General features: G+C 64.0%; 17 protein-coding genes and 2 pseudogenes. 2 read left to right on the forward strand and 17 right to left on the reverse strand.

The window, feature by feature from the left end; genetic code table 11:
* Window positions 1-2: 2 nt before the first annotated feature.
* The 16 genes and pseudogenes from BCAL_RS11005 to BCAL_RS11080 form a co-directional block, all read right to left on the reverse strand.
* Window positions 3-1,429: pseudogene (locus BCAL_RS11005) on the reverse strand (ABC transporter permease subunit).
* 140 nt (window positions 1,430-1,569) lie between these two features.
* Entirely contained in the window at window positions 1,570-1,959 is a 390-nt protein-coding gene (locus BCAL_RS11010) for a hypothetical protein (protein WP_043166527.1), read from the reverse strand.
* A 40-nt stretch (window positions 1,960-1,999) separates the two neighbouring features.
* Window positions 2,000-2,638 carry a MerR family transcriptional regulator gene (locus tag BCAL_RS11015; protein ID WP_043166575.1) on the reverse strand — a complete coding sequence of 213 codons (639 nt, stop codon included), beginning with the start codon at window positions 2,636-2,638 and terminating at the stop codon, window positions 2,000-2,002.
* A gap of 56 nt (window positions 2,639-2,694) precedes the next feature.
* The gene (locus tag BCAL_RS11020; RefSeq protein WP_043166528.1) at window positions 2,695-3,132 is read right to left on the reverse strand and encodes an FHA domain-containing protein; all 438 of its coding nucleotides are present in this window, start codon (window positions 3,130-3,132) and stop codon (window positions 2,695-2,697) included.
* A 90-nt stretch (window positions 3,133-3,222) separates the two neighbouring features.
* Window positions 3,223-4,080 carry a DUF881 domain-containing protein gene (locus tag BCAL_RS11025; protein ID WP_052119225.1) on the reverse strand — a complete coding sequence of 286 codons (858 nt, stop codon included), beginning with the start codon at window positions 4,078-4,080 and terminating at the stop codon, window positions 3,223-3,225.
* A 25-nt stretch (window positions 4,081-4,105) separates the two neighbouring features.
* Complete coding sequence (locus BCAL_RS11030) at window positions 4,106-4,438, reverse strand: small basic family protein (protein WP_043166530.1); 333 nt, start codon at window positions 4,436-4,438, stop codon at window positions 4,106-4,108.
* On the reverse strand, window positions 4,439-5,422 hold the full coding sequence (locus BCAL_RS11035; protein ID WP_162178554.1) for a DUF881 domain-containing protein: 984 nt from the start codon (window positions 5,420-5,422) through the stop codon (window positions 4,439-4,441). It abuts the gene before it with no gap.
* A 28-nt stretch (window positions 5,423-5,450) separates the two neighbouring features.
* Entirely contained in the window at window positions 5,451-6,071 is a 621-nt protein-coding gene (locus BCAL_RS11040) for a CDP-alcohol phosphatidyltransferase family protein (RefSeq protein WP_043166531.1), read from the reverse strand.
* Window positions 6,072-6,105: 34 nt separating this feature from the next.
* The gene (gene hisG, locus BCAL_RS11045; protein WP_043166533.1) at window positions 6,106-6,957 is read right to left on the reverse strand and encodes an ATP phosphoribosyltransferase; all 852 of its coding nucleotides are present in this window, start codon (window positions 6,955-6,957) and stop codon (window positions 6,106-6,108) included.
* A gap of 106 nt (window positions 6,958-7,063) precedes the next feature.
* Window positions 7,064-7,327 carry a phosphoribosyl-ATP diphosphatase gene (locus BCAL_RS11050; RefSeq protein WP_043166534.1) on the reverse strand — a complete coding sequence of 88 codons (264 nt, stop codon included), beginning with the start codon at window positions 7,325-7,327 and terminating at the stop codon, window positions 7,064-7,066.
* A gap of 99 nt (window positions 7,328-7,426) precedes the next feature.
* The gene (rpe, locus tag BCAL_RS11055) at window positions 7,427-8,095 is read right to left on the reverse strand and encodes a ribulose-phosphate 3-epimerase (RefSeq protein WP_043166536.1); all 669 of its coding nucleotides are present in this window, start codon (window positions 8,093-8,095) and stop codon (window positions 7,427-7,429) included.
* A 63-nt stretch (window positions 8,096-8,158) separates the two neighbouring features.
* Entirely contained in the window at window positions 8,159-9,088 is a 930-nt protein-coding gene (gene lgt, locus BCAL_RS11060; protein ID WP_043166538.1) for a prolipoprotein diacylglyceryl transferase, read from the reverse strand.
* A gap of 45 nt (window positions 9,089-9,133) precedes the next feature.
* A complete protein-coding gene (gene trpA / locus BCAL_RS11065) occupies window positions 9,134-10,006 on the reverse strand; it encodes a tryptophan synthase subunit alpha (protein WP_043166539.1) in 873 nt (290 codons plus the stop codon).
* A gap of 28 nt (window positions 10,007-10,034) precedes the next feature.
* Window positions 10,035-12,121 (reverse strand): annotated as a pseudogene (locus BCAL_RS11070) (bifunctional indole-3-glycerol phosphate synthase/tryptophan synthase subunit beta).
* A gap of 120 nt (window positions 12,122-12,241) precedes the next feature.
* Entirely contained in the window at window positions 12,242-13,102 is an 861-nt protein-coding gene (gene proC / locus BCAL_RS11075) for a pyrroline-5-carboxylate reductase (protein WP_043166543.1), read from the reverse strand.
* A 43-nt stretch (window positions 13,103-13,145) separates the two neighbouring features.
* Complete coding sequence (locus BCAL_RS11080) at window positions 13,146-14,657, reverse strand: alpha/beta fold hydrolase (protein ID WP_043166545.1); 1,512 nt, start codon at window positions 14,655-14,657, stop codon at window positions 13,146-13,148.
* Window positions 14,658-14,805: 148 nt separating this feature from the next.
* Here BCAL_RS11080 and BCAL_RS11085 point away from each other — a divergent pair, with 148 nt between their 5' ends.
* Together BCAL_RS11085 and BCAL_RS11090 are read left to right on the forward strand one after the other, a co-directional pair.
* Window positions 14,806-17,295 (forward strand): DUF7134 domain-containing protein, encoded by a 2,490-nt coding sequence (locus BCAL_RS11085; protein ID WP_238549701.1) that lies wholly within the window; start codon window positions 14,806-14,808, stop codon window positions 17,293-17,295.
* Window positions 17,296-17,412: 117 nt separating this feature from the next.
* Window positions 17,413-18,237, forward strand: coding sequence for a response regulator (locus BCAL_RS11090; protein WP_043166549.1), 825 nt, complete (start codon window positions 17,413-17,415; stop codon window positions 18,235-18,237).
* A gap of 89 nt (window positions 18,238-18,326) precedes the next feature.
* Here BCAL_RS11090 and BCAL_RS11095 read toward each other — a convergent pair.
* On the reverse strand, window positions 18,327-20,461 hold a 2,135-nt coding region (locus BCAL_RS11095; RefSeq protein WP_043260132.1), incomplete at its 5' end, for an ABC transporter permease.

Below are 20,461 nucleotides of genomic sequence, written 5' to 3' on the forward strand. Positions count from 1 at the left end.
TCTCAGCCCACCCTTTGCTGCTTGCCGAAGATGCCCTGCGGACGTACCAACAGGACGATGATGAGAATCGCCAGCGCACTGGCGTAACGCATGTCGTTGGGATGATGAGCGAGCTCATGTCCGCCACGATGCCGATGATCAGGGATCCGACGAGCGCACCGTTCGCGGTGCCGAGGCCGCCAAGGGTGACGGCCGCGAACATCAGCAGCAGCAGCGTCGCGCCGGTGTTCCATGAGATGCCGTTGAGGTATACGCCCAACAGCACTCCGGACAGGGCGGCCATCGCGCAGGAGATGATCCACACGATGCGCACCACCTGTTCGACGTTGATGCCGGACGCGGCGGCCAGCGCCGCGTTGTCGGACACTGCGCGGGTGGCGCGTCCGAGGCGCGTCCTGTACAGGAACAGGCTGACGCCGACGATGACGACGATCGCGATGCCTGCCGAGATGAGCGTCGGCGCGTCAGTGGTGATCGGACCGAGATTGAAGCTCGACGGCACCGACCTGACGATGCCCTTGATGTCGCCGCCGAAGAAGAACTGGAAGAGATACTGCAGCGCCATGGACAGGCCGATCGTGACGATCATCTGCTGCATGGTGCCGACGCGCTTGCGCCGAAGCGGGGCCCAGACGATCTCGTTCTGGATCCATCCGGTGAGCGCGCCCACCGCGACCGCGAAGATCGCCGAAGGGATGAGGGGCCAGTGCAGCACCTGCGTACCCACATACGCCATCAGACCACCGAGGCTGACTTGCTCGCCGTGGGAGAAGGAGCTCAGGCCGGTGGTGCCGTAGACCAAGTTCATGCCCACGGACATGAGGCCGAGCATGAGGCCGAAGATCACGCCGGAGAACAGCTGCTGCCAGAATCTGGCGCCGATGTTGGCTCCGATCGACGAACCCCCATCACCTGAGGCCGATCCCTTATTCGCCGATGCCGAACCGGACGATCCGGAGGCATCGGACGAGGATCCGCCGCTCGTGTTCGTCGAAGCGTTCGATGCAGGCTTGTCGAAGCGGACCACCTGCCGCGCCTTGTCGAAGCTGTTCATCTTGACGTCGACGGTGGCGCTTGCGGCCTTGAGCCCATGCTTCTCGGCGACCGACTTGTCCATGGTGACGGTGTATGTACCGTCCTTGGACACGCTGAACGCCCAATTGCCATTGGCATCGGTGGTGGTGGTCGCGGTCTCGGCCCCGCTCAGTGTGATCTCCACTCCGGCGATCGGGGTCTTGCCCGCGTCCTGCAGGATGCCGTTGACGCATCCGTTCGTCGCGGAGGGGTTGCAGGTGGGAACCGCCTCGGCCGCTTGCGCGGGGACTGGCGGAATGATAATGAGAAACGCCATCAGTAGGGTCGAAACCGCTGTACATGCGAACAGTAGCAATCCCATTCGATGACGCCGTTGTATGGTTACGGCTGCCATGTGAATGTCCTCTCTGGATTTGCTTCCACAATCTAGAGAGGCAAGTTACGCGCGCCGTTGCGCTTCTGTTTCTCCCTCGTTTCCGTAGATGCCGATTCGTTACGTGCGGATAATGTCCGCAATCAGAGCAATCGAAGCGATCAGAGATCGGACCGGTCTGCCGCGTGCGCCGATCCGAGGACGGCATCCATCTGACTGCGCGCGGCGCGACGCGCCTGCACATACATGCAGACCCACTGGACGATCAGCAGCAGGATGAAGATGACGGCGCTGGGCCAACCCAATGATGCGTAGAAGTCACGTACATCGGGGTCGAATGCGTTCCCATCGGCGTACCACACGTACACCATGTATGGGGAGGAACCAAGAACGACGCAGACCACATGCGCGTAGACCACATTCCATGAGACGATGGGGACTGCACCGGAATACCGATGCAGCAGACGGCCTCGTATGACGCATATGATGATGACGGCCACCGATATCAGCAGTGCCAGACACCACAGCATGGCGGGCATCAGATCCAGCATGTCAGCCCCCTCATCAGTATCACAGCCCGTCGGTCTAGCCTCATGCGACCGCGCTGTGTCGGGCCAGCCGCTGCGCCTCGAGCTTCCGGCGCATGCGCGCCGCGGTCAGATCATCGATAGGACGGCCGGTCGATCGGACGGCCGGATGGGTCTGGAGATCGACATAGTCCTCCCCCTCCAGCGCCTGTTGGATCTGATGCCACAATGATCCTACGGACACCGCGAACACCGCCTTGCCGCTCTGCAGCAGATCGAGCATCTGCTCGTTGGTGGTGCATTCGTGCACGTGCTGGCCGTCACACATGATGGTGATGTTCTCCAGCTGTCTGGTGCTACGCTGCGTGAGGAATCCGATGGCCGCAGTGACGTTCTGCAGGTTCACTCCGGCATCGAGCAGACGCTTGGATACGGCGAGGATGACGACGTCCTTGAACGAGTAGAGACGGCGCGAGCCGGAACCGTGCGACGGGGTGATCGACGGCTCCACTATCTGCTTGCGCGCCCAGTAATCCAGTTGCCGGTAGGTGATGCCGGCGACCTTGGATGCGACGGTGCCGCGATAGCCGCGTTTGGGCTCACTGTCCTCCGGAGTGGCGAACAGCTCCCCCTGCACGGCATCGTCATCGCCGACCGCCGGATCATCGGACCATATGCGCAATCGCGGTCTGATCTCGTCCATGTCGGTCATCGCCGCTCCCCATGTGGTCCTTCTGATGGATTCGCCCGAACCGGTGTTCAGGCGACGATCGCCGACTGGGTGAAGAATACGAGACGGAACTTGCCGATCATGATCTCATCGCCGTTCTTCAACGTCGCCTGATCGACACGCTGACGGTTCACGTACGTGCCGTTGAGCGATCCCGCATCGATGACGGAGAACACTCCGTTGACACGACGGAACACCGCATGCGCACGGGAGACGGTGGAATCGTCAAGCAGGATATCGGACTTCGGATCACGCCCGACGCTCACCTCGTCTTCGTCGAGGAGATATCGCGATCCGGAGACCGCCCCTCGCGTGGAGATGAGCAGCGCCGTACCCGGGGAAAGACGGGAGATGGTGTCCAGATCCTCCTGAGTGAGAGGACGGTCGCCGGTGGCGGTCACGGGAATGGTAATGGCGGGAAGACCGATGATGGTCGTTTCGCCTGCGCTAGGAATCGGTTCAGTCATAATTCATCATTCTAAGCCAATGATTTCCATTCCGCATCGACCAACTCGCGCGAGGCGCGCTGAAGTCGTGGGAAACGCCGAGAATCCCGTTCACTGCGCGGCTTTCGCATACTTGTACGTCGCGGGGTCGCGCACCGCATCGATGGTCACGTCATCGGATTGCGTGACGGTGACCCGCGAGCCGTACATCACCTTGAGTCTGGAGCCAATGCCTCCGGCGATATTGACGGCGTTCTGCAGGTCCGCGGGGTTGCCGATCGCACGGATCATGTACGGGGTGTCCAGAGTGACTCCGTCGCATATCAGGTTGCCGTCGGCGTCGGCGGTGATCGACGTGGAGGTGACGACGCGGACATCGCCCACGGAGATGACCTCGGCTCCGGCGTTGCGCAGCTCCTCGATGAGGGTGAACAGGCTTGCGGCGTCGATGTTCTGCTTCGTGCCGCGCGTGATCGTGATGACCACTCCCTCGCCCTGCGCCGGGAGTCTACCGGAGATGATGCCGCTGGTCTCCTCATTCTGCTTGGCGATCTTCTCGGCCTGCTCGCGTTGGTCGGCCGCCGCCTTGAGACTGGACAGCTGGCTGGACAGCTCGTTCTTGCGCTGTTCCAGCAGCTGCGCCTGATTGCTGGTCTCGTTGATCAGTCTGACGAGTTCATCCTCGCTGAGCGTCTCGTATGTGGACTGCGTGTTGTTGATCTGCGTCATGTAGCCGAATCCCAGCAACGCGCACATGAGGACCACCAGCGTCGAGGACAGCAGCTTGGCCCTCAGGCCGGAGCCTGCCAGCGAACGCTTGCCGTTCCCCGCACGTCCCACCTGGGGGAAGGATCCGGTGGCCAGGTCGTCATTGCGCTCCTCCGCCTCGACATGCGCCTTCATCCGCGTGACGGTGTCGTCACGCGTCTCCCCGCCGTTACGACGTCCGTCGCGTCCGTCCCGTCTCATGCCCGCCATACGCATATCGCCCCTGTCAGCTTCGGAAGATGAACCGGCGGATGGCCGACACATTGGAGAAGATGCGGATGCCGAGCACGACGATGACCGCGGTCTGCAGCTGCGAGCCGACGCCGAGCTGGTTGCCGAGCAGCACCAGCAGGGTGGCGGTGATCACGTTGGCGAAGAACGAGATGATGAACACGCGATCGGAGAAGCGGCGTTCAAAATAGGCGCGGGCGGCACCCAGCAGGGCGTCGAGCGCGGCGACGACCATGATCGGCAGGTACGGCTGCACCCACACGGGGATGTCGGGCTGCACGAACACACCGATCACCACGCCGATGATCAGACCCAGAACCGCCGCCATCTATTCCGCCCTCCTTGCGTAGTTGAGATCGCCCACTACGGCCGCTTCCAGTGTAAGCCCTTTCGACTCCTTGACCTGCAGGGTGATGCCGGCGTCCTGATAGGCGTCATAGAGCGCGCCGAGTCGCTTACGTCCGACGGATGCGGACAGATCGCCGCTGTTGCCGATCGCCTCTATCCGGTACGGGCTGGATACCGCGTCGAGACCGACGAGAATGGCACCCCCTGCAGTGCGGATCGAGGTCTGGGCTCCGAGCCTATGGCCGTTGATGGAGATGGCCTCCGCCCCCGATTGCCACAGCAGCGAGACCAGCAGCTGAAGATCCCCGTCCGTGATGACGCGCAGATGACTGCCCGCACTCTCTCTGGGCAATGCGCCGTTCGCACCGTCATTGGCGGCGGCGATCGGGTTGGAGACCGTCAGGGTGATCCCCTCCCCCGTCACCTTGACCAGACCGCTGGCCATCTCGTCATTGAGCACGGTCTCGCTCGAACCGGTGACGTCCAGTCGATCGGACTGATCCTCGACCTTGGATCGCAGGTCGTTGATCTGCCCGGAGAGCGTATCCACGTTGGATTGGGACGTCTCCAGCTGCGAGGCGAGGGACGCGCGCACCTCCCGACGCGGATCGGAATGAAGCTGCTGGACGAACAGGCTGCCGAGAAACCCCACGCCGATGCATACGAGGAAGCACAGGATGCGCATCGACCATTTCGACACTGCGGTATCCCGATGCGTGGCCAGATTCGAATCCAGATAGATGGGGTCGAGGGGACGGTTCGTCAGATCGTCGATGAGACGCAGCGATTCGTCCTGCCGGACACGGCGACGACGTTCCCGCTCCCTCTCGTTGACATCGGGGCCGGGGGCGAGATGATGGGTGATCAGCCCCCGATAGGTGCGCGAGAACGCCGAGCGGCGCCGGGGCACGGACTGTGCGCGATCCACCGGATAGGATGCCGGCATCGGCTCGAGATCGTTCATCACGCTACGCCCCGCCTACGCCCACGACTCAGGCCTTGCCATGCTGGCGCGGCAGTTCCTGACGCAGCACGGTGACGCCCTGACGGAAATAGATGTATCCGGCAAGCCAATACATGGCAACGCCCCAGATGCCGGCGGCCAGTGCGGCCAGATGCAGCAGCCGGAACAGGGATCCGGTTCCGAGGTCGGCCACGGTCAGGGCGACGATCGCCATCATGAGCAGCGCGGTACCGGCCTTGCCCACGAAATGCACGGGCAGCGGGCCATACCCGTACTGCGCGATCCACAGCACCTGCACCGCCATGACAAGATCACGCAGCCCGACGACGATGAGCATCCACCAGGGGATGATGCCCGCCACCCCGAGTGCCAGGATCGAACAGAAGATGAGCAGACGATCGGCCAGAGGGTCAAGGATCTGCCCGATCTTGCTGACCTGATCGAGCTTGCGCGCCAGAATGCCGTCGATGCCGTCCGATGCGGACGATATCGCGAGTACGATCAGTGCCGGCACCATCTCATGCCGTGCCATCAGCCAGGCGATGAACGGGATGGAGATGATGCGCAGCAAACTGATGAGGTTGGGGACGGTCAGATAGATGTCCTTCGCCTCCGGACTGTACCGTGATGTGACGTTGTGCTCGGTCATGCTTCGATTCACTGTACACGCATGGGCCGTACGGCTACATGCGGGACGCCTGCAATGCGGTCACGATGATGCCGCGGGCGCCCACCTCGTAGAGCTTGTCCATGATCTGGTTGACCTTGGCCTTCGGAACCATGACGCGCACCGCGTTCCACTGCTTGTCGTGCAGCGGGGAGATCGTCGGGCTTTCGAAACCGGGGGCCGCGGCCACGGCTGCGGAGACCTTGGAGATCGGAATGTCATAGTCCATGAGCACGTAGCGCTGCGCGGTGAGCACGCCTTCAAGACGACGGCTGAGCACGGTGAGGCGCTCGTCCTTCGGATCGAGACGCGGGGAACGGATCAGGCAGGCCTCGGAATGCATGATCGGATCGGCGAAGATCCGCAGACCGGCGTTGCGCAGCGTCGTTCCGGTGGACACCACGTCGGCGATGAGATCGGCGACACCGAGCTGCACCGAGGATTCGACGGCACCGTCCAGATGGATGGTCTGCGCGTTGATGCCGTGTTCGACCAGATAATCGTGCACCAGCTTGTCGAAGGAGGTGGCGACCCGCTTGCCCTCGATGTCCTCCAGCTTGGAGAAGGAGGATTCGTTGGGCGCGGCGAAGCGGAACGTGGAGGCTCCGAATCCGAGAGGCATGTGCTCGAGCGCCTCGGTGCCGGAGTTCTTCAGCAGATCCTCGCCGGTGATGCCGCAGTCGATGGTGCCGCTGCCGACATACACGGCGATGTCCAGAGGACGCAGATAGAACAGTTCGATGTCGTTATCGGGATCCTCGACGACGAGCTGTCGTGGATTGGAACGCAGTCGGTATCCTGCCTCGGACAGCATGTTCCAAGCGGGCTCGGACAGCATGCCCTTGTTGGGTACGGCGATTCTCAGCATGGTTTTCCCCTTAGTGCCGCCATGGTTCACGCGGCTTGATGAGTGTCACGGGAGGTGCTCCGCTAGTCATGTCATGACCGTTGGTCATGTTGCGCGGAGCACGCGGTCACAGGTGCTTGTAGACGTCCTCGAGCGTGAGGCCGTGCTTGATCATCATGACCTGCACGTGGTACAGCAGCTGGCTCATTTCCTCGGCCGTGCGGTCGGCGCCCTCGTATTCGGCGGCGATCCAAGTCTCTCCGGCCTCCTCGACGATCTTCTTGCCGATGAAATGGGTGCCCTTGTCGAGCTCCTCGACGGTCAGGGATCCTTCGGGACGGGTCTTGGCCTTCTCGCTCAGCTCGGCGAACAGGGATTCAAACGTCTTCATGATGTGTGATTGATGCTTTCTGTTGTTGTGTGGCGTTATACGCGGTATGTGACGCGTGTGACGCGGCTCGTCCGATGCGGGCCCTTCGTCGTGTCGCGCTCAGTCGCGGTAGGCGGCGGCCGCCTTGTCGCGGATGGAGTCGATGGCTGCCGCACGGTCGTCGGCCCCGTACACGGCGGAACCGGCCACGAGCACGTCGGCGCCGGCCTCGGCCACGATGTGCGCGGTCTTCGGGCTGACGCCGCCGTCGACCTGGATCTTGGTCGACAGGCCACGGCGGGTGATCTCGTCGCGCAGACGACGCACCTTGGCCATCTGGTTGTCGAGGAACTTCTGACCGCCGAAGCCGGGCTCGACGGTCATGATGAGGATCATGTCGAACTCGTCGAGAATGTCGAAGATGGGCTCGACCGGTTCGGCCGGACGCACGGCGAAGCAGGCCTTGCAGCCCATGTCCCGCAGCTGGCGCGCCAGACGGACCGGAGCATGGGTGGCCCCCATGTGGAAGGACACGGAGGAGGCGCCGAGCTTGGCGTACTCCGGGGCCCAGCGATCCGGATCCTCGATCATCAGGTGGACGTCAACGGGCAGGTCGGTGACCTCGCAGATGCGCTTGACGATCGGCTCGCCAAGCGTCAGGTTCGGCACGAAGTGATGATCCATCACGTCCACGTGGACCAGATCGGCGTTGGCGATGGCCTTGAGGTCACGCTCGAGGTTGCAGAAGTCGGCGGACAGGATGCTGGGTGCGATTTCAATCTTCTTCATGATTTCATACCTTATCTATCAATTCGGACGATGTCGTGCATTGGCGAGGATGTCGCCGGAAGTTCAACGCCTGTTCTTCCCGCGTTGTTCCTCTTCGAGGCGCTGGCGTTCAAGCTCGTCCGCCGTGACCGCGACGAGTCGTTCGCTCAGCGTCGAAGTGTTCTGGCCGATGCGATGCAGCACGACGAAGAGGATGCATCCGGCGAAGAACACGAGGATCGCGGTCCACACGTTGGTCCTCAGGCCGAGGATCACCGTGGAGTAGTTGATGCGGACGTTCTCGATCCAACTGCGGCCGAGACCGTACCAGATCATGTACATGGCGAACTGCTGCCCCGCCTTGAGCCGGTCTGCGAACCGACGGCCGATCCAGACGATGAGGGCTGCGCCGATGAGGTTCCAGATCATCTCATAGAGGAACGTCGGGTGGAAGAGCGTGCCGGTGGGGCATGCCGTCCCCTGATAGCACACCTCGGTACGGCCGATCGCGTCGGAGGAGTCGTTGAGCTTGAGACCCCACGGCAGGGTGGTCGGCCAGCCGAACAGCTCCTGATTGAACCAGTTGCCGAGTCGGCCGATGGCCTGTGCGACGAGCAGTCCCGGAGCGAGGCAGTCGGCGAACATCGCGAACGGGTAGTGTCGATGCCGGCACCACAGGAACGCGACCAGCGCGCCCACGCCGATGCCACCGAAGATGGCCATGCCGCCCTCCCACACCTTGACGATGTCGGCGGGGTCCCCGTTTGGGGGGAAGTACATGTCGGGGGTCGTGAACACGTGGTAGAGGCGGGCTCCGACCAACGCGCACGGCACGGTGACCAACGTGGTGTCGAGCACCTGATCGAAGGTGCCGCCCACGCGCTTCCACCTGCGAGTGAGGATCCAGACGGCGAAGCATACGCCGATGAGGATGCACACCGCGTACATGCGGATGGTCACCGGGCCGATCTGGAACTTCGAGAACGTCGGCGAGGGAATATACGCGAGATTCATGGTTTCATCCTACGCGCGGCATGCGAATCCGCGCCGGAACCGTTGTCAGCTGCGCGCGCCGTGGATGCCTTCGGCGAGTTCCTCGCTCTTGGCGGCGAGGAGCCTCAGCCCCTCGGCCTTGTCGCGCGCGGTCCTGTTGTCGTCGGCAAGCAGCGTGTGGACGAGTGCGGAACCGACGATGACGCCGTCGGCATAGGATCCGACCTTCGCGCCCTGCTCGGCGGTGGACACGCCGATGCCGACGCACACGTTCGTCGCACCGGCCTTGCGGGTGCGTTCAACGAGCAGTTCCGGGGAGGCGTCGAGCTGCGCGCGCTCTCCGGTGACGCCCATGCGCGCGGCGGCGTAGACGAAGCCGCGGGCATTGCGGGAGACGATCTCAAGACGTTCGGTGGACGAATCCGGGGACACCAGGAATATACGGTCGAGACCGTGCCTGTCGGACGCCTCGATCCATTCGCCGGCCTCGTCGGGGATGAGGTCGGGGGTGATCAGACCGGCGCCACCGGCGTTCTCGAAGTCGGTGGCGAACCGTTCGACGCCGTAATGGTAGATCAGGTTCCAGTAGCTCATGACCAGCGGGACTCCGCCGGCGTTGGCCACGGTCTCGACGGCCTCGAAGACGCGCCTGATGGTCTCGCCGTTGTTGAGGGCGATGGAGGATGCGGCCTGGATGACCGGTCCGTCCATCACCGGGTCGGAGTACGGCAGACCGATCTCGACGGCATCTACCCCGTGTTCGACCATGGTCCGCAACGCCTCGAGCGAGGTGTCCGGATCGGGGAACCCGTACGGCAGGTATCCGATGAAGGCGGGCTTGTTCTCGGCCTTGAACCGGGTGAACAGCGCCTCGGTCTGGCTGGGCTTGTGGCTGATGCCAAGCGGCTGTCCGGATGGCGTGGTTGCTGCGTTCGTCATAATGGGAAAATCTCCTCTTCCTCTTGTCTCAGGCCACGGTGTTGCCGTGCGCTCCGGTGACCTCGAGCGCCTTGGCTGATCATCGGTCAGGTATCCGAACCACTTGCCGGCGGTGGCCATGTCCTTGTCGCCGCGTCCGGAGATGTTGATGATCATCACGGCCTTGTCGTATCCCTTGGCCTTGAGGTCGGCGGCGGCCTTGTAGGCGCCTGCGACCGCGTGCGAGCTTTCGATGGCGGGAATGATGCCCTCGGTCTGGCTCAGGTCGCGGAAGGCGTTCATGGCCTCCTCGTCGGTGGCCCACGAGTAGTTGACGCGACCGATGTCCTTGAGCCACGAATGTTCGGGGCCGACGGATGCGTAGTCGAGTCCGGCGGAGATCGAGTAGGTGTCGAGGGTCTGTCCCTCATCGGTCTCCAGCAGATAGCTCTTGGCCCCCTGGAACATGCCGAGCTGACCCGTGCCGGGGGCGAAGCGGATGGCGTGCCTGCCGGATTCGGGGCCGTTGCCGCCGGCCTCGTAGCCGTACAGGTTGACGCGTTCGTCATCGAGGAAGGCGTTCATCACGCCGATGGCATTGGAGCCGCCGCCCACGCACGCGCACACCGCGTCGGGATGGTCGATGCCGTACCAGTCCTGAAGCTGCTGCTTGGCCTCCTCGCCGATGATCTTCTGGAAGTCGCGCACCATCTCGGGGAACGGATGCGGACCTGCGACGGTGCCGAGCAGGTAATGGGTGTCCTTGACGTTGGTGACCCAGTCGCGCAGCGCCTCGTTGATGGCGTCCTTGAGGATGCGGTCGCCGAGCGTGACCTCGACCACCTCGGCGCCGAGCATGCGCATGCGGGCCACGTTGAGGGCCTGACGGCGCGCGTCGATCTGGCCCATGTAGATGCGGCACTTGAGGCCCAGCATCGCACAGACGGTGGCGGTGGCCACGCCATGCTGACCGGCTCCGGTCTCGGCGATCACGCGGGTCTTGCCCATGCGCTTGACGAGCAGCGCCTGACCGAGCGCATTGTTGATCTTGTGGGCGCCGGTGTGGTTCAGATCCTCACGCTTGAGGAAGATGCGTGCATCGAGACCGGTCTTCTCCCTGACGAGCGCGGAGAAGCGCGGCGCCTCGGTCAGCGGCGAGGGACGACCCACGTAACGCTGCTGGAGGGTCATGAACTCCTTGTGGAACTCGGGATCGGCCTTGGCCTCATCGTAGACGCGCTCCAGCTCATCCAAGGCGGTGATCAGCGCCTCGGGCACGTAGCGGCCGCCGAACTGCCCCCAATACGGTCCGTGATGTTCGCTCAACGGGGTGGTTTCGGATGCTTTCACTCTTGCTCCTGCCTTTACTAGTCGTTCGACCGCCAGCTCATGGTCGTCGGCGGTGGCCACGCCTTCTCCGACGAGGACGGCGTCCGCGCCGGCACGGCCGTAGTCCTCGACCTCCACGGCGCCGAACACACCGGATTCCGCCACTCTGATGACATCGTCCGGCAGGTTCGCGGCCAATTCGTTGTACTTGTTGACGTCCACCTTCAGATCCTTGAGGTTGCGGGCGTTGATGCCGATGACCCTGGCGCCGACGGCGATCGCGCGATCGATCTCCTCACGCGTATGGGTCTCGACGAGCACGGTCATGCCAAGCTCGTGCGACAGCTCGAGCAAATGCCTCAGCGTCGCGTCGTCCAGCGCTGCGACGATGAGTAGCACCAGATCGGCGCCGTGCGCACGCGCCTCGTAGATCTGATAGTCGGTGACGATGAAGTCCTTGCGCAGCACGGGGATATGCACCGCGGCGCGCACCTTGTCGAAATCGTCGAGGGAGCCGAGGAATCGGCGGCCTTCGGTCAGCACGGAGATCGCGCTGGCGCCGCCCTTCTCGTACTCCAATGCCAGTGCGGCCGGATCGGGGATGTCGGAGAGGTGTCCCTTGGACGGGGATGCGCGCTTGATCTCGGCGATCACGGGGATGCCGTCGGCGCGCTTGAGCCATCGCATCGCATCGATCGGGGCCGGGGCCGCCAGTGCGGCACGCTTCACGTCCTCAAGCGATACGCTGCGCTCGCGGGTGCGCTGGTCCTCCAGTGCACCCGCCACCAGTTCGTCCAATACTGACATGATCCTCCCTTGTCGTGGTGGTCGATCATGCGTCACTCTAGGCCACGATCCGTCTCACAGTGCCGTCATGTCCTACATTCTGAGCGATTTCGGATGTCCCGGCGCCCGCACCTTACGAGATCATTCCATGATCGCGTCGACACCGTCGATGACGACTCCACGGAACCCGTCCTTCTCGAGCTGTCCGACGCCGCGGATGGTGGTGCCTCCAGGCGAGCAGACGGCATCCTTCATGGCTCCCGGATGCGCGCCGGTGGCCATGTACAGGGCGCCGACGCCCTCGACCATCTTCGCGGCGAGACGATATGCGGCATCTCGTTGCAGGCCGTACTTGACGCCTGCGTCACCCAGTGCCTCGATGTACATGTCGGTGAAGGCGGGGGCGCATCCGGCCACGACCATCGCGATGTTCATGTGCGCGGAATCGACACGCTCGATGAGGCTGATCGGCGCGAACAGCCTCTCGAAGACGGCGGTCTGATCGGCGGTGAGCGTGTTCATGGATTCGGTGACGAGCACGCCCTTGCCGACGGCCATCGGGGTGTTGGGGATCGTGCACTGGATATGCACGACTGGTGCTTCCCCGTCTTCCACGCCGTCCGCACCGGCTGCGGGCTGCGACTGCTGCGTCCGGGCATCGAACAGCGTGCGGTACCTCTCCAGATCCCAGCCGGCCGCGATCGACACGACGAACCTTCCGGGCTTGGCAAGCTCCTGCGTCAGCGGTCCGATCACCGTTTCGATCTGATAGGGCTTGATCGCCACGACGACCACATCGCAGGCGGCGACCACCTCGATCGGGCTGCGCAGTGCCCTGACGCCGAGTTTGGCGGCGTTGCGCTCCAGCTTGTCGTAGTGGGCGGCGCAGGCGACGATCTGCCTGCCGCGCACCACGCCCGCGTCGACGAGTCCCTGCGCGATGGCCTGCGCCATGTTGCCGTAGCCGATGAATCCGATGGTCAGATCATCCGTATCGTCCATGATGGTTCCTTTCCTGCCTGTGTTCCTATGGCCTCATATTCCTCTAGAACAGCGTCTCCAGATCACCGCGGTCCAGCGCCTCCTGCCACAGGTGGCGGAACACGACCGACCCGTGCAGGCCGTCGTGTTCGAACTCGTTGGTCACCCAGTAGTGGCTGTTGCCGATGCGGCTCAGCGTGTCGAGCTGCATGCCCGAGTCGACGTACATGTCGTCGAAGTAGACGCCCGCCTGCAGCGGCACCTCGTTGCCCGCGAGACGTTCCTCGTCGTAGATCACGCCGAAGTGCGTGTCCTCCATGAGCACGTCCATCGCCGCCCTGAACGGTCGGAGCGCGGCCTCCTGTTCGAACATCCACGGGAACATCGCCTCACCGGTGAAGTTGAGGGGGCGCTCCCCCGTGTCGAACTCGGGGTGTCGGTCGCGCACGCGCTGCGCCGCCCAGCGGATCGGCTCGCCGAGCTCGCCGTTGGCGTAGATGAACTCCTGCAGCGGCCAGTACAGCGGCCGCGACGAGGTGGCGTTCATGACCTTGGCGAGGAACTCGTCGCTCAGGTCGGACAGCGACGCATCACCCGGTTCGGTCTCGGCCGACACCGAACCGTCACCGGATGTGAAGGCGTCGTCGAGGATCCAATGGACGCGTTCGAAGCTGGGCTTCATGCCGAAATCGGAGCCGAGGCACTGCAGCCGTTCAACGGTGAGCGGATCCCCGTTGGGCAGTAGCGGGAAACCGTGCGCGGCCATGCCGGCGATCACGCCGAGGCGATGCTCGATGGCGGTTCCTCCCAGCTGGCCGAGCACCGTATCGGTCAGCGTGGCGACGAACTCGTTCACCTCCGCGGCGGTCGGCAGCGTGTCGGCGAGCGCGGCGACGCGTGCAGCGTCCTGAGGGTAGCGTTCGTAGAACTGTCGGGTCTTTCTCGCCATGCGTGGGAACGTGTGCTCGTACACTTCGGTGGCGTCGGCTGGCACGTGCGGGATGCCTCCGGTGGTGAAGCTGGCGTTGATGCCTTCGGGGAATAGTGACAGGTAGGTGAGTGTGAGGAAGCCGCCGTAGCTCTGTCCCATCGTCACCCACTTGCGTCCGCCGAATTCGGTGCGGCGCAGGTGTTCGAAGTCGCGTACGATCGAGTCTGCGAGGAACAGTTTGAGGTAGTCGGCCTGTGCGCGTGCGGCGCTGGTCGCGCTGGTGTTGTCGTCGGCGTGGGCGGCGGCGATGCGTGTCATCGTGTGGGTGTCGACGCGGTTGGATCGTCCGGTGCCTCGTTGGTCGGGCAGGATTACGCGGAAGTGTTTTGTTGCTTCTTCGATCCATCCGTCGGATTGCGGGCTGAGCAGGCGGGGGCCGGCGCCGCCGGGGCCTCCCTGCAGGAAGATCAGTAGGGGCAGGTCGTCGTGCACGTGTTCGGGTGTGGTGACCACACGGTAGAAGAGTTTGATCGGCTCGCCGTCGAAGCCGTGTCCCGGCTCGTGTCCTGTCCAGTCGAGCGGCACGTCGATGGAGCGGTCTTCGATGTGCAGTCCCGGAACATAGTATTCGTTGAGCAGCGTCATGCGTCTTCCCTTCGTTCGGCCGACCGCGCCTGAGTCAGGCGCGTGCGTTCGCGTACAGGTCAACTCTACCCGTCTCTTCATGGTTCGCGGGCATCTCATCCCATGGCATGATGGGCGACGGCCGTCGTTCGCACTAGCCTTGGATGTCATGAACGGATGGATGGAGCGGCTCGCCGAATGGAACCGCGGGCATGTGCTGGCGGTGGACATTCTGCTGGCGGCGTTGTTGACCGGGTTGTGTTTTCCCTTGTCCGGCAGTACGGACACGTCGACCACGCCCGGCCTGCTGTTCGCCACCAACGCCGATGCCCTGTACCTGTGGGCGTCTCTCACCGTGATTCCTCTGGCGATGCGGCGCTGGCGGCCGGAGGCGGCCGCGTGGCTGTTTGTCGCGTTGTGCGCGGCCCATCTCGTATTGGGACCGGCGACCTCCTATAGCGATTTCTATGCACTGCTGATGCTGTATTCGGTGCTGGTGCACGGTTCACCCGGTCATGCGCCGCGTTTTATCGTCACCGCGTTCATCATGGGCGCGGTGGCGTCCGTCGTCTGGTCGTTGGCGTTCAATCTCGGTCCTCTGTTCGGCGAGGGGACGATCACGGATGTTCTAGCCCCGGGGCTGAGGCCTGTTTGGCCGCCGTCGTGTCGATCGTCGACCAGCGGCGTGTTCGGCGGCGACTCCGGTGGTTGCGTCGGAGATATCGGCATGGACGCGGGTCTGCTGATGATCGCCATGTCGGTGTGCCTCGTCAGTGCGATCATCATGGCCTTCTGGCGCCGGTCGCGTCTGGCGACCCTGCGCGCCATGCGAGAGCGCAATGAATCGATCGCCGCGCGCGAGGACGAGGAGCGTCGTATCGCGGCGTTGGCGGAGCGGGCGCGTATCGCTCGTGATATGCATGATGTTGTGGCGCATACGTTGTCGACGATCATCGTCCAGTCGGATGGCGGCCGGTATGCGGGTGCCCGTGATATCGGTGTGGCGAAGCGTACGATGGCGACGATCCGTCATGAGGCGTTGATCGCCCAGCGGGATATGCATCGTCTGTTCGAGGTGTTCGGTGGTCCTGCGGATGAGGGGTATGCGCGTATTGGGGTTCTGTGTGATGGCGTGCCGCCGGTTGATCGCCGTGTGGAGGGTGATGCCCGTCCCGATCGGTTCTCTCCTGATGCGGATGTGGCCGTGTTTCGTCTGGTGCAGGAGTCGTTGTCGAATGTGCGCAAGCATGCCGGCCCGGATGCTCGGGTGACGATCGTTGAGACGTGGGGTCCGGATGAGTTTCGTATTGTGATTCATGATGATGGTCTTGGTGCGAGGGCGGCTTTGGATGGGCATCGTGCCGGTTATGGCCTGTTGGGCATGCGTGAACGCGTCACCGCGGTGGGCGGCGATATGGAATCCGGCCCGGCGGAATCGGGTGGGTTCACGGTTTCGGCTCGTATCCCGTTGTCGTCTGTTGCCGCGTCGCATGGGGAGTTGTCTGCGCGTTCGGATGAATCGTCGTTGCCCGTTGGATCGGTCGGTGCCGTTGCCTCTCTGTCGGGTTCGTTCGGATGGGTGGCGTCCGTCTTGTCCGGTTTGTCCGTCCGGTGGCGGTCGTGGCGTGCGGGTCGATCGATCGTGGATTCCGATGCCGACGAGGTTCCGGATGGCGGCGTGTCCCGTTCGAATTGGATCGGCTATCTGGCGTGGTGGACGGGTAGGCATTATCTGTTCATGGATGTGTTGTCCGCGGCGATTCTGACGTGGCTGCTTTATCCGGCGATGTTTGACGAGTCGGGGCTCGCCGATGTCTCGTCCGTTGTGCAACCGGTGGAGCGTGCGGTTGCGGTGGTGTTGACGGCGGTCATGCTTACGCCGTTCGCGTTGCGTCGTCGGTTCCCCGAGCGGAGCGCGCTGGCCATGGCGGTGCTGTGCGCGTTGGCGTTGCTGTGCCTGACGTCGATTCCCGTGGTCGGCGTGTTCGCGTTGTCGTCCGTCCATGCGGCGGTGCTCTACGGTCGTGATGGTGCATGGCGTTGGGTGTTGGTCGCGACCGCCGTGGATTCGTGGCTGTTCGGCGTGCGGATAGTGGCCGGACGGGAGGGTATCGGACCGCTTGTGGGGATGGTTCCCTCCGATCTGCCGGATGATGGTTCGATGTGGGTTCTGTTGTTCGGCTCGATGCCGATCGGCATGCTGATGATGCTGTTGTGTCTTGCTTCGATGGCGATGGCCGCATGGCGGCGTTCGAGCGGGTCGGACATGCTGGTGCTGCGTCAGCGTGAGGAGGCACTACGGGCCGAGGAGGAGCGTCAGCGGGTATTGGCCGCGAACATGGAGCGTGAGCGTATCGGCGCGGCGATGCGTTCGGAGGTTGCGTCCACGTTGGATGCGGTGACCGCCAAGGCGGACGAGGGGCTGGTCATGCTGGACGAGTCGCCGCAGCCGTCCGCGGATCGGATCGCCGAATCGTTCGCGGGCATCGGCGCGCAGGGCAGGGAGGCGTTGGCGCATATGCGTCGCTTGCTGACGGTGCTGCGCGAGACCGGATTCAGCGATGGAACGCCCGCATCCCGACGGCAGGACCGTCATGCCGCGCCGTTGTCCCCCGCGGCGCCGTTGGACGAACAGATGAGGAGTCGTTCGGCCGGCTGATCATCATCACCACTCGTTGTCATGTGGCGGGAACGGCCGGGAATGCGGGATTGATTCAGGGAAGAATCAGGGTATCTGCTCCATGCGTGCGCGCCGCCACCGGGTAGGGTGGACGGTATGAGTGAGAGCAACAGGATTCGAGTGGTCATCGCCGACGATCAGGAGCTGGTGAGGGCCGGATTCGCCATGGTCATCGGCTCCCAGCCGGATATGGACGTGGTCGGGCAGGCCGGGGACGGCGGGCATGCCGTCGAACTGGCCGAGCGTCTCCATCCGGATGTCGTACTGATGGATGTGCGCATGCCAGGCATGGATGGCATCGAGGCGACGCGCAGGATCGTCGATATCGACGCTCATGGGCCGCGCGTGATCATCCTCACCACGTTCGATCTGGACGAGTACGTGATGGCGGCGATCGACGCCGGCGCCTCCGGCTTTCTGCTCAAGGACACGGAGCCGGAGACGCTGCTCGCCTCGATCCGCACCGTGTTCCAGGGCAATGCGATCATCGCCCCCTCCGCCACGAAACGGCTCATCGAGAAGATGATGCGGGACGGTTACGCGCAGAACGGGACGCTCCCCATCGGCGCCCCCGTGGAGGGGCCGGCGAGCGCGGCGCGTCGGACGGCGGTGTCGGCGTCGGTCCGTTCCGGTTTCTCCGCGGGTTCGCCGGCTCCGGCGAATGCTCCGCTTGCCGGCGGTCGTATGGTCGACCCGTCTGATCCGGTGTCGTATACGGATCCGGAGCTGGAGTTGTTGACCGATCGCGAGCGTGAGGTGCTGGTGGAGATCGCGCATGGTCTGAGCAATCAGGAGATTGCCGATAAGCTGTTCATCAGTCTGCCGACGGTGAAGACGCATGTGGCGCATATCCTGTCGAAGATCCATGCGCGTGATCGCGTGCAGGCCGTGGTTTTCGCCTATGACAACAGGCTGGTGTGAGCCGGCATTCCGGTGGATCATGGATAGATGGCTAGGGGGTGCCGCCTGCCACGGGCGACACCCCCTTGTCGTGTCATTGGGTTGTTCGTCTAGGCTTCGGCGAGCGCCTCGACCGGTGGGGTTCTGACGGCCCGGCGTGCGGGTGCGATGCTGGCGATGAGCGCGGCTAGGGCGGCCACGGCGAGTACGGTGCCGTTCATCGTCCATTCGAAGGGTAGGGCGACCTTCCCGTAGAGGCTGAACACCATGTATGATCCGAGCCAGCCGAATCCGGTGCCGAGTATCACGCCGACGATGCCGGAGACGAGGGAGAGCAGGAGTGATTCGACGGCGAGCGAACGTTTGAGCTGGCCGCGGGTCATGCCGATGGCGCGCAGGGTCGCGGATTCGCGGGTGCGTTCGATGACGGAGAGCGATAGGGTGTTCGCCACGCCGACGAGTGCGATGAGCACGGCCACGGCGATGAGTCCGACGAGCATGGACATGAGTACGTCGATGATGGTCTCCCACATGGCGCGTTCGGCGACGGGGCCGGTGACGGTGATGCCGGGGTTGGCGGAGAACGCGGCCTGCACGTCGGTGAGGACAGTGATCAGCGGCGTGTCGTTCCGGTTGTCGACGGCCATCATGAGCATGCGTCCGCTGGCCTGGATTCCCCCGTTGCCGAACCGGTCGGCGTCGATGAACGCGACGGCCCCGTAGTCGGAGCTGACCCTGCGGTAGTCGGCCTGTTTCGGTGTGAGCGTGATCGGAGTCGTGGAGCCGTCGGCGGAGGCGATCGTGAACGTGGTTCCCCTGTTCGCCGGGAAGGTGAGTTTCCTGCCGTCCGAGGCCGAGTAGGCGGGCAGCAGCACGTCATCCACGCCGAGACCCACGCCGTTCAGGTCGGCGTGCATCACCTTGCGCAGCGAGTCGATGTCCTTGACTCCGACGAGCAGCACGGTGAGGTCCTTGCCGTCGGCGGTCTTCACGCTCGCCGCGGCGGTGGGCGCCGTAAGGGATGCGGTCACGCCCTTGACGGTGGAGGCCTTGCGGATCTGCGCGTCGGTCATGTCGCTTCCGGTGGCGATCATGTCGACGCTGTAGCGTGTGGAGATCGCCTCGGCCATGGTCTGCTTGCCGCTGGCGGCGCCGGTGGCGATGGTGGAGACGAGGGTGACGCCGATGAGCAGCGCCACGCCGGTGGCGGCGACGCGGCGCGGGTTCTTCTGGATGTTGGCGTGCGCGACCTTCGCGCTCGGACCGGTCAGCGAGACGAGCGCGCCGAATCCTCGCATGAGCACGGGCAGCCAGAACGTGGCGGACAGGACGAGTGCGAGGAACACGAACGCGCATCCCGCGATCGCGATCAGCAGCACCGGTCCGTAGTTGTCCTTCGCCAGCGAGTCGCGTCCGACGTTGAGCTCATGTATCTGCCATGCGCCGAACCAGCAGCCGGCCAGTCCGGCGATGAGCATCAGCGTGGATAGTACGGCGCGTAGGATGCCGGCGCGGCGGGTGGCGGTCAGTTCGATCGGGCGCAGCGCCTCCAACGGGGTGACGGCCGTGGCGGAGCGTGCGGAGCCGAGCGAGGCGATGATGGTCATTATGATGCCGAAGAGGATCGGTACGACGAACACCTGCCAGCTGAGGATCACGCCTTTCTCCAGGCCGGCCTTGCTCATCAGGCCCGAGGCTCCGACCCCGGCCATCAGGCCGATGCCGAGCAGCACGCCCAGCGCCGAGGCGATGAGTCCAAGTATGCCGGCTTCGAGCAGGACGGAGGCGTACAGCTGCCCCTTGCGTGCGCCGATGGTGCGCAGCAGGGCGAGGGTGCGTCGGCGTTGGGCGACGAGCACCTGGAACGTGTTGGCGATGACGAGCGCCGCGACGAGCATCGCGAGCACGCCGAAGCTCAGCAGGAACGTGGTGGTGATGTCGGTGCCGCCGCCGCTCATGCTCCTGACCGACGCGTCGGCCGCGTCGGCGCGCGACTGGATCGTGTAATGCCTGGGCAGGAGCTTCTCGACGCGCGCGATCGTGGCCTTCGCGGCGTCGGATGACGTGTCGGCGACGTCGAGGTAGATGTTGAGCACGCTCATCGAACTGAAGTCGTCGACACCGGCCATCGCGGCCAGGTCCGCGTCGGAGAGCACGGCGGCGCCGCCGTAGAGCGGGTAGGCGCCATCCGGGTCCGTGGTGATTCCCACCACGTGCACGGTGTCGCCGGCCGATGCGGATCGGG

The organism is Bifidobacterium callitrichos DSM 23973, assembly GCF_000741175.1.
Lineage (GTDB): Bacteria > Actinomycetota > Actinomycetes > Actinomycetales > Bifidobacteriaceae > Bifidobacterium > Bifidobacterium callitrichos.

Coding starts and splice junctions, on each gene's coding strand:
- BCAL_RS11010 (WP_043166527.1), bottom strand. CDS start 1,959: ATGCTGGATCTGATGCCCGCCATGCTGTGGTGTCTGGCACTGCTGATA.
- BCAL_RS11015 (WP_043166575.1), bottom strand. CDS start 2,638: ATGGACGAGATCAGACCGCGATTGCGCATATGGTCCGATGATCCGGCG.
- BCAL_RS11020 (WP_043166528.1), bottom strand. CDS start 3,132: ATGACTGAACCGATTCCTAGCGCAGGCGAAACGACCATCATCGGTCTT.
- BCAL_RS11025 (WP_052119225.1), bottom strand. CDS start 4,080: ATGAGACGGGACGGACGCGACGGACGTCGTAACGGCGGGGAGACGCGT.
- BCAL_RS11030 (WP_043166530.1), bottom strand. CDS start 4,438: ATGGCGGCGGTTCTGGGTCTGATCATCGGCGTGGTGATCGGTGTGTTC.
- BCAL_RS11035 (WP_162178554.1), bottom strand. CDS start 5,422: ATGAACGATCTCGAGCCGATGCCGGCATCCTATCCGGTGGATCGCGCA.
- BCAL_RS11040 (WP_043166531.1), bottom strand. CDS start 6,071: ATGACCGAGCACAACGTCACATCACGGTACAGTCCGGAGGCGAAGGAC.
- hisG (WP_043166533.1), bottom strand. CDS start 6,957: ATGCTGAGAATCGCCGTACCCAACAAGGGCATGCTGTCCGAGCCCGCT.
- BCAL_RS11050 (WP_043166534.1), bottom strand. CDS start 7,327: ATGAAGACGTTTGAATCCCTGTTCGCCGAGCTGAGCGAGAAGGCCAAG.
- rpe (WP_043166536.1), bottom strand. CDS start 8,095: ATGAAGAAGATTGAAATCGCACCCAGCATCCTGTCCGCCGACTTCTGC.
- lgt (WP_043166538.1), bottom strand. CDS start 9,088: ATGAATCTCGCGTATATTCCCTCGCCGACGTTCTCGAAGTTCCAGATC.
- trpA (WP_043166539.1), bottom strand. CDS start 10,006: ATGACGAACGCAGCAACCACGCCATCCGGACAGCCGCTTGGCATCAGC.
- proC (WP_043166543.1), bottom strand. CDS start 13,102: ATGGACGATACGGATGATCTGACCATCGGATTCATCGGCTACGGCAAC.
- BCAL_RS11080 (WP_043166545.1), bottom strand. CDS start 14,657: ATGACGCTGCTCAACGAATACTATGTTCCGGGACTGCACATCGAAGAC.
- BCAL_RS11085 (WP_238549701.1), top strand. CDS start 14,806: ATGAACGGATGGATGGAGCGGCTCGCCGAATGGAACCGCGGGCATGTG.
- BCAL_RS11090 (WP_043166549.1), top strand. CDS start 17,413: ATGAGTGAGAGCAACAGGATTCGAGTGGTCATCGCCGACGATCAGGAG.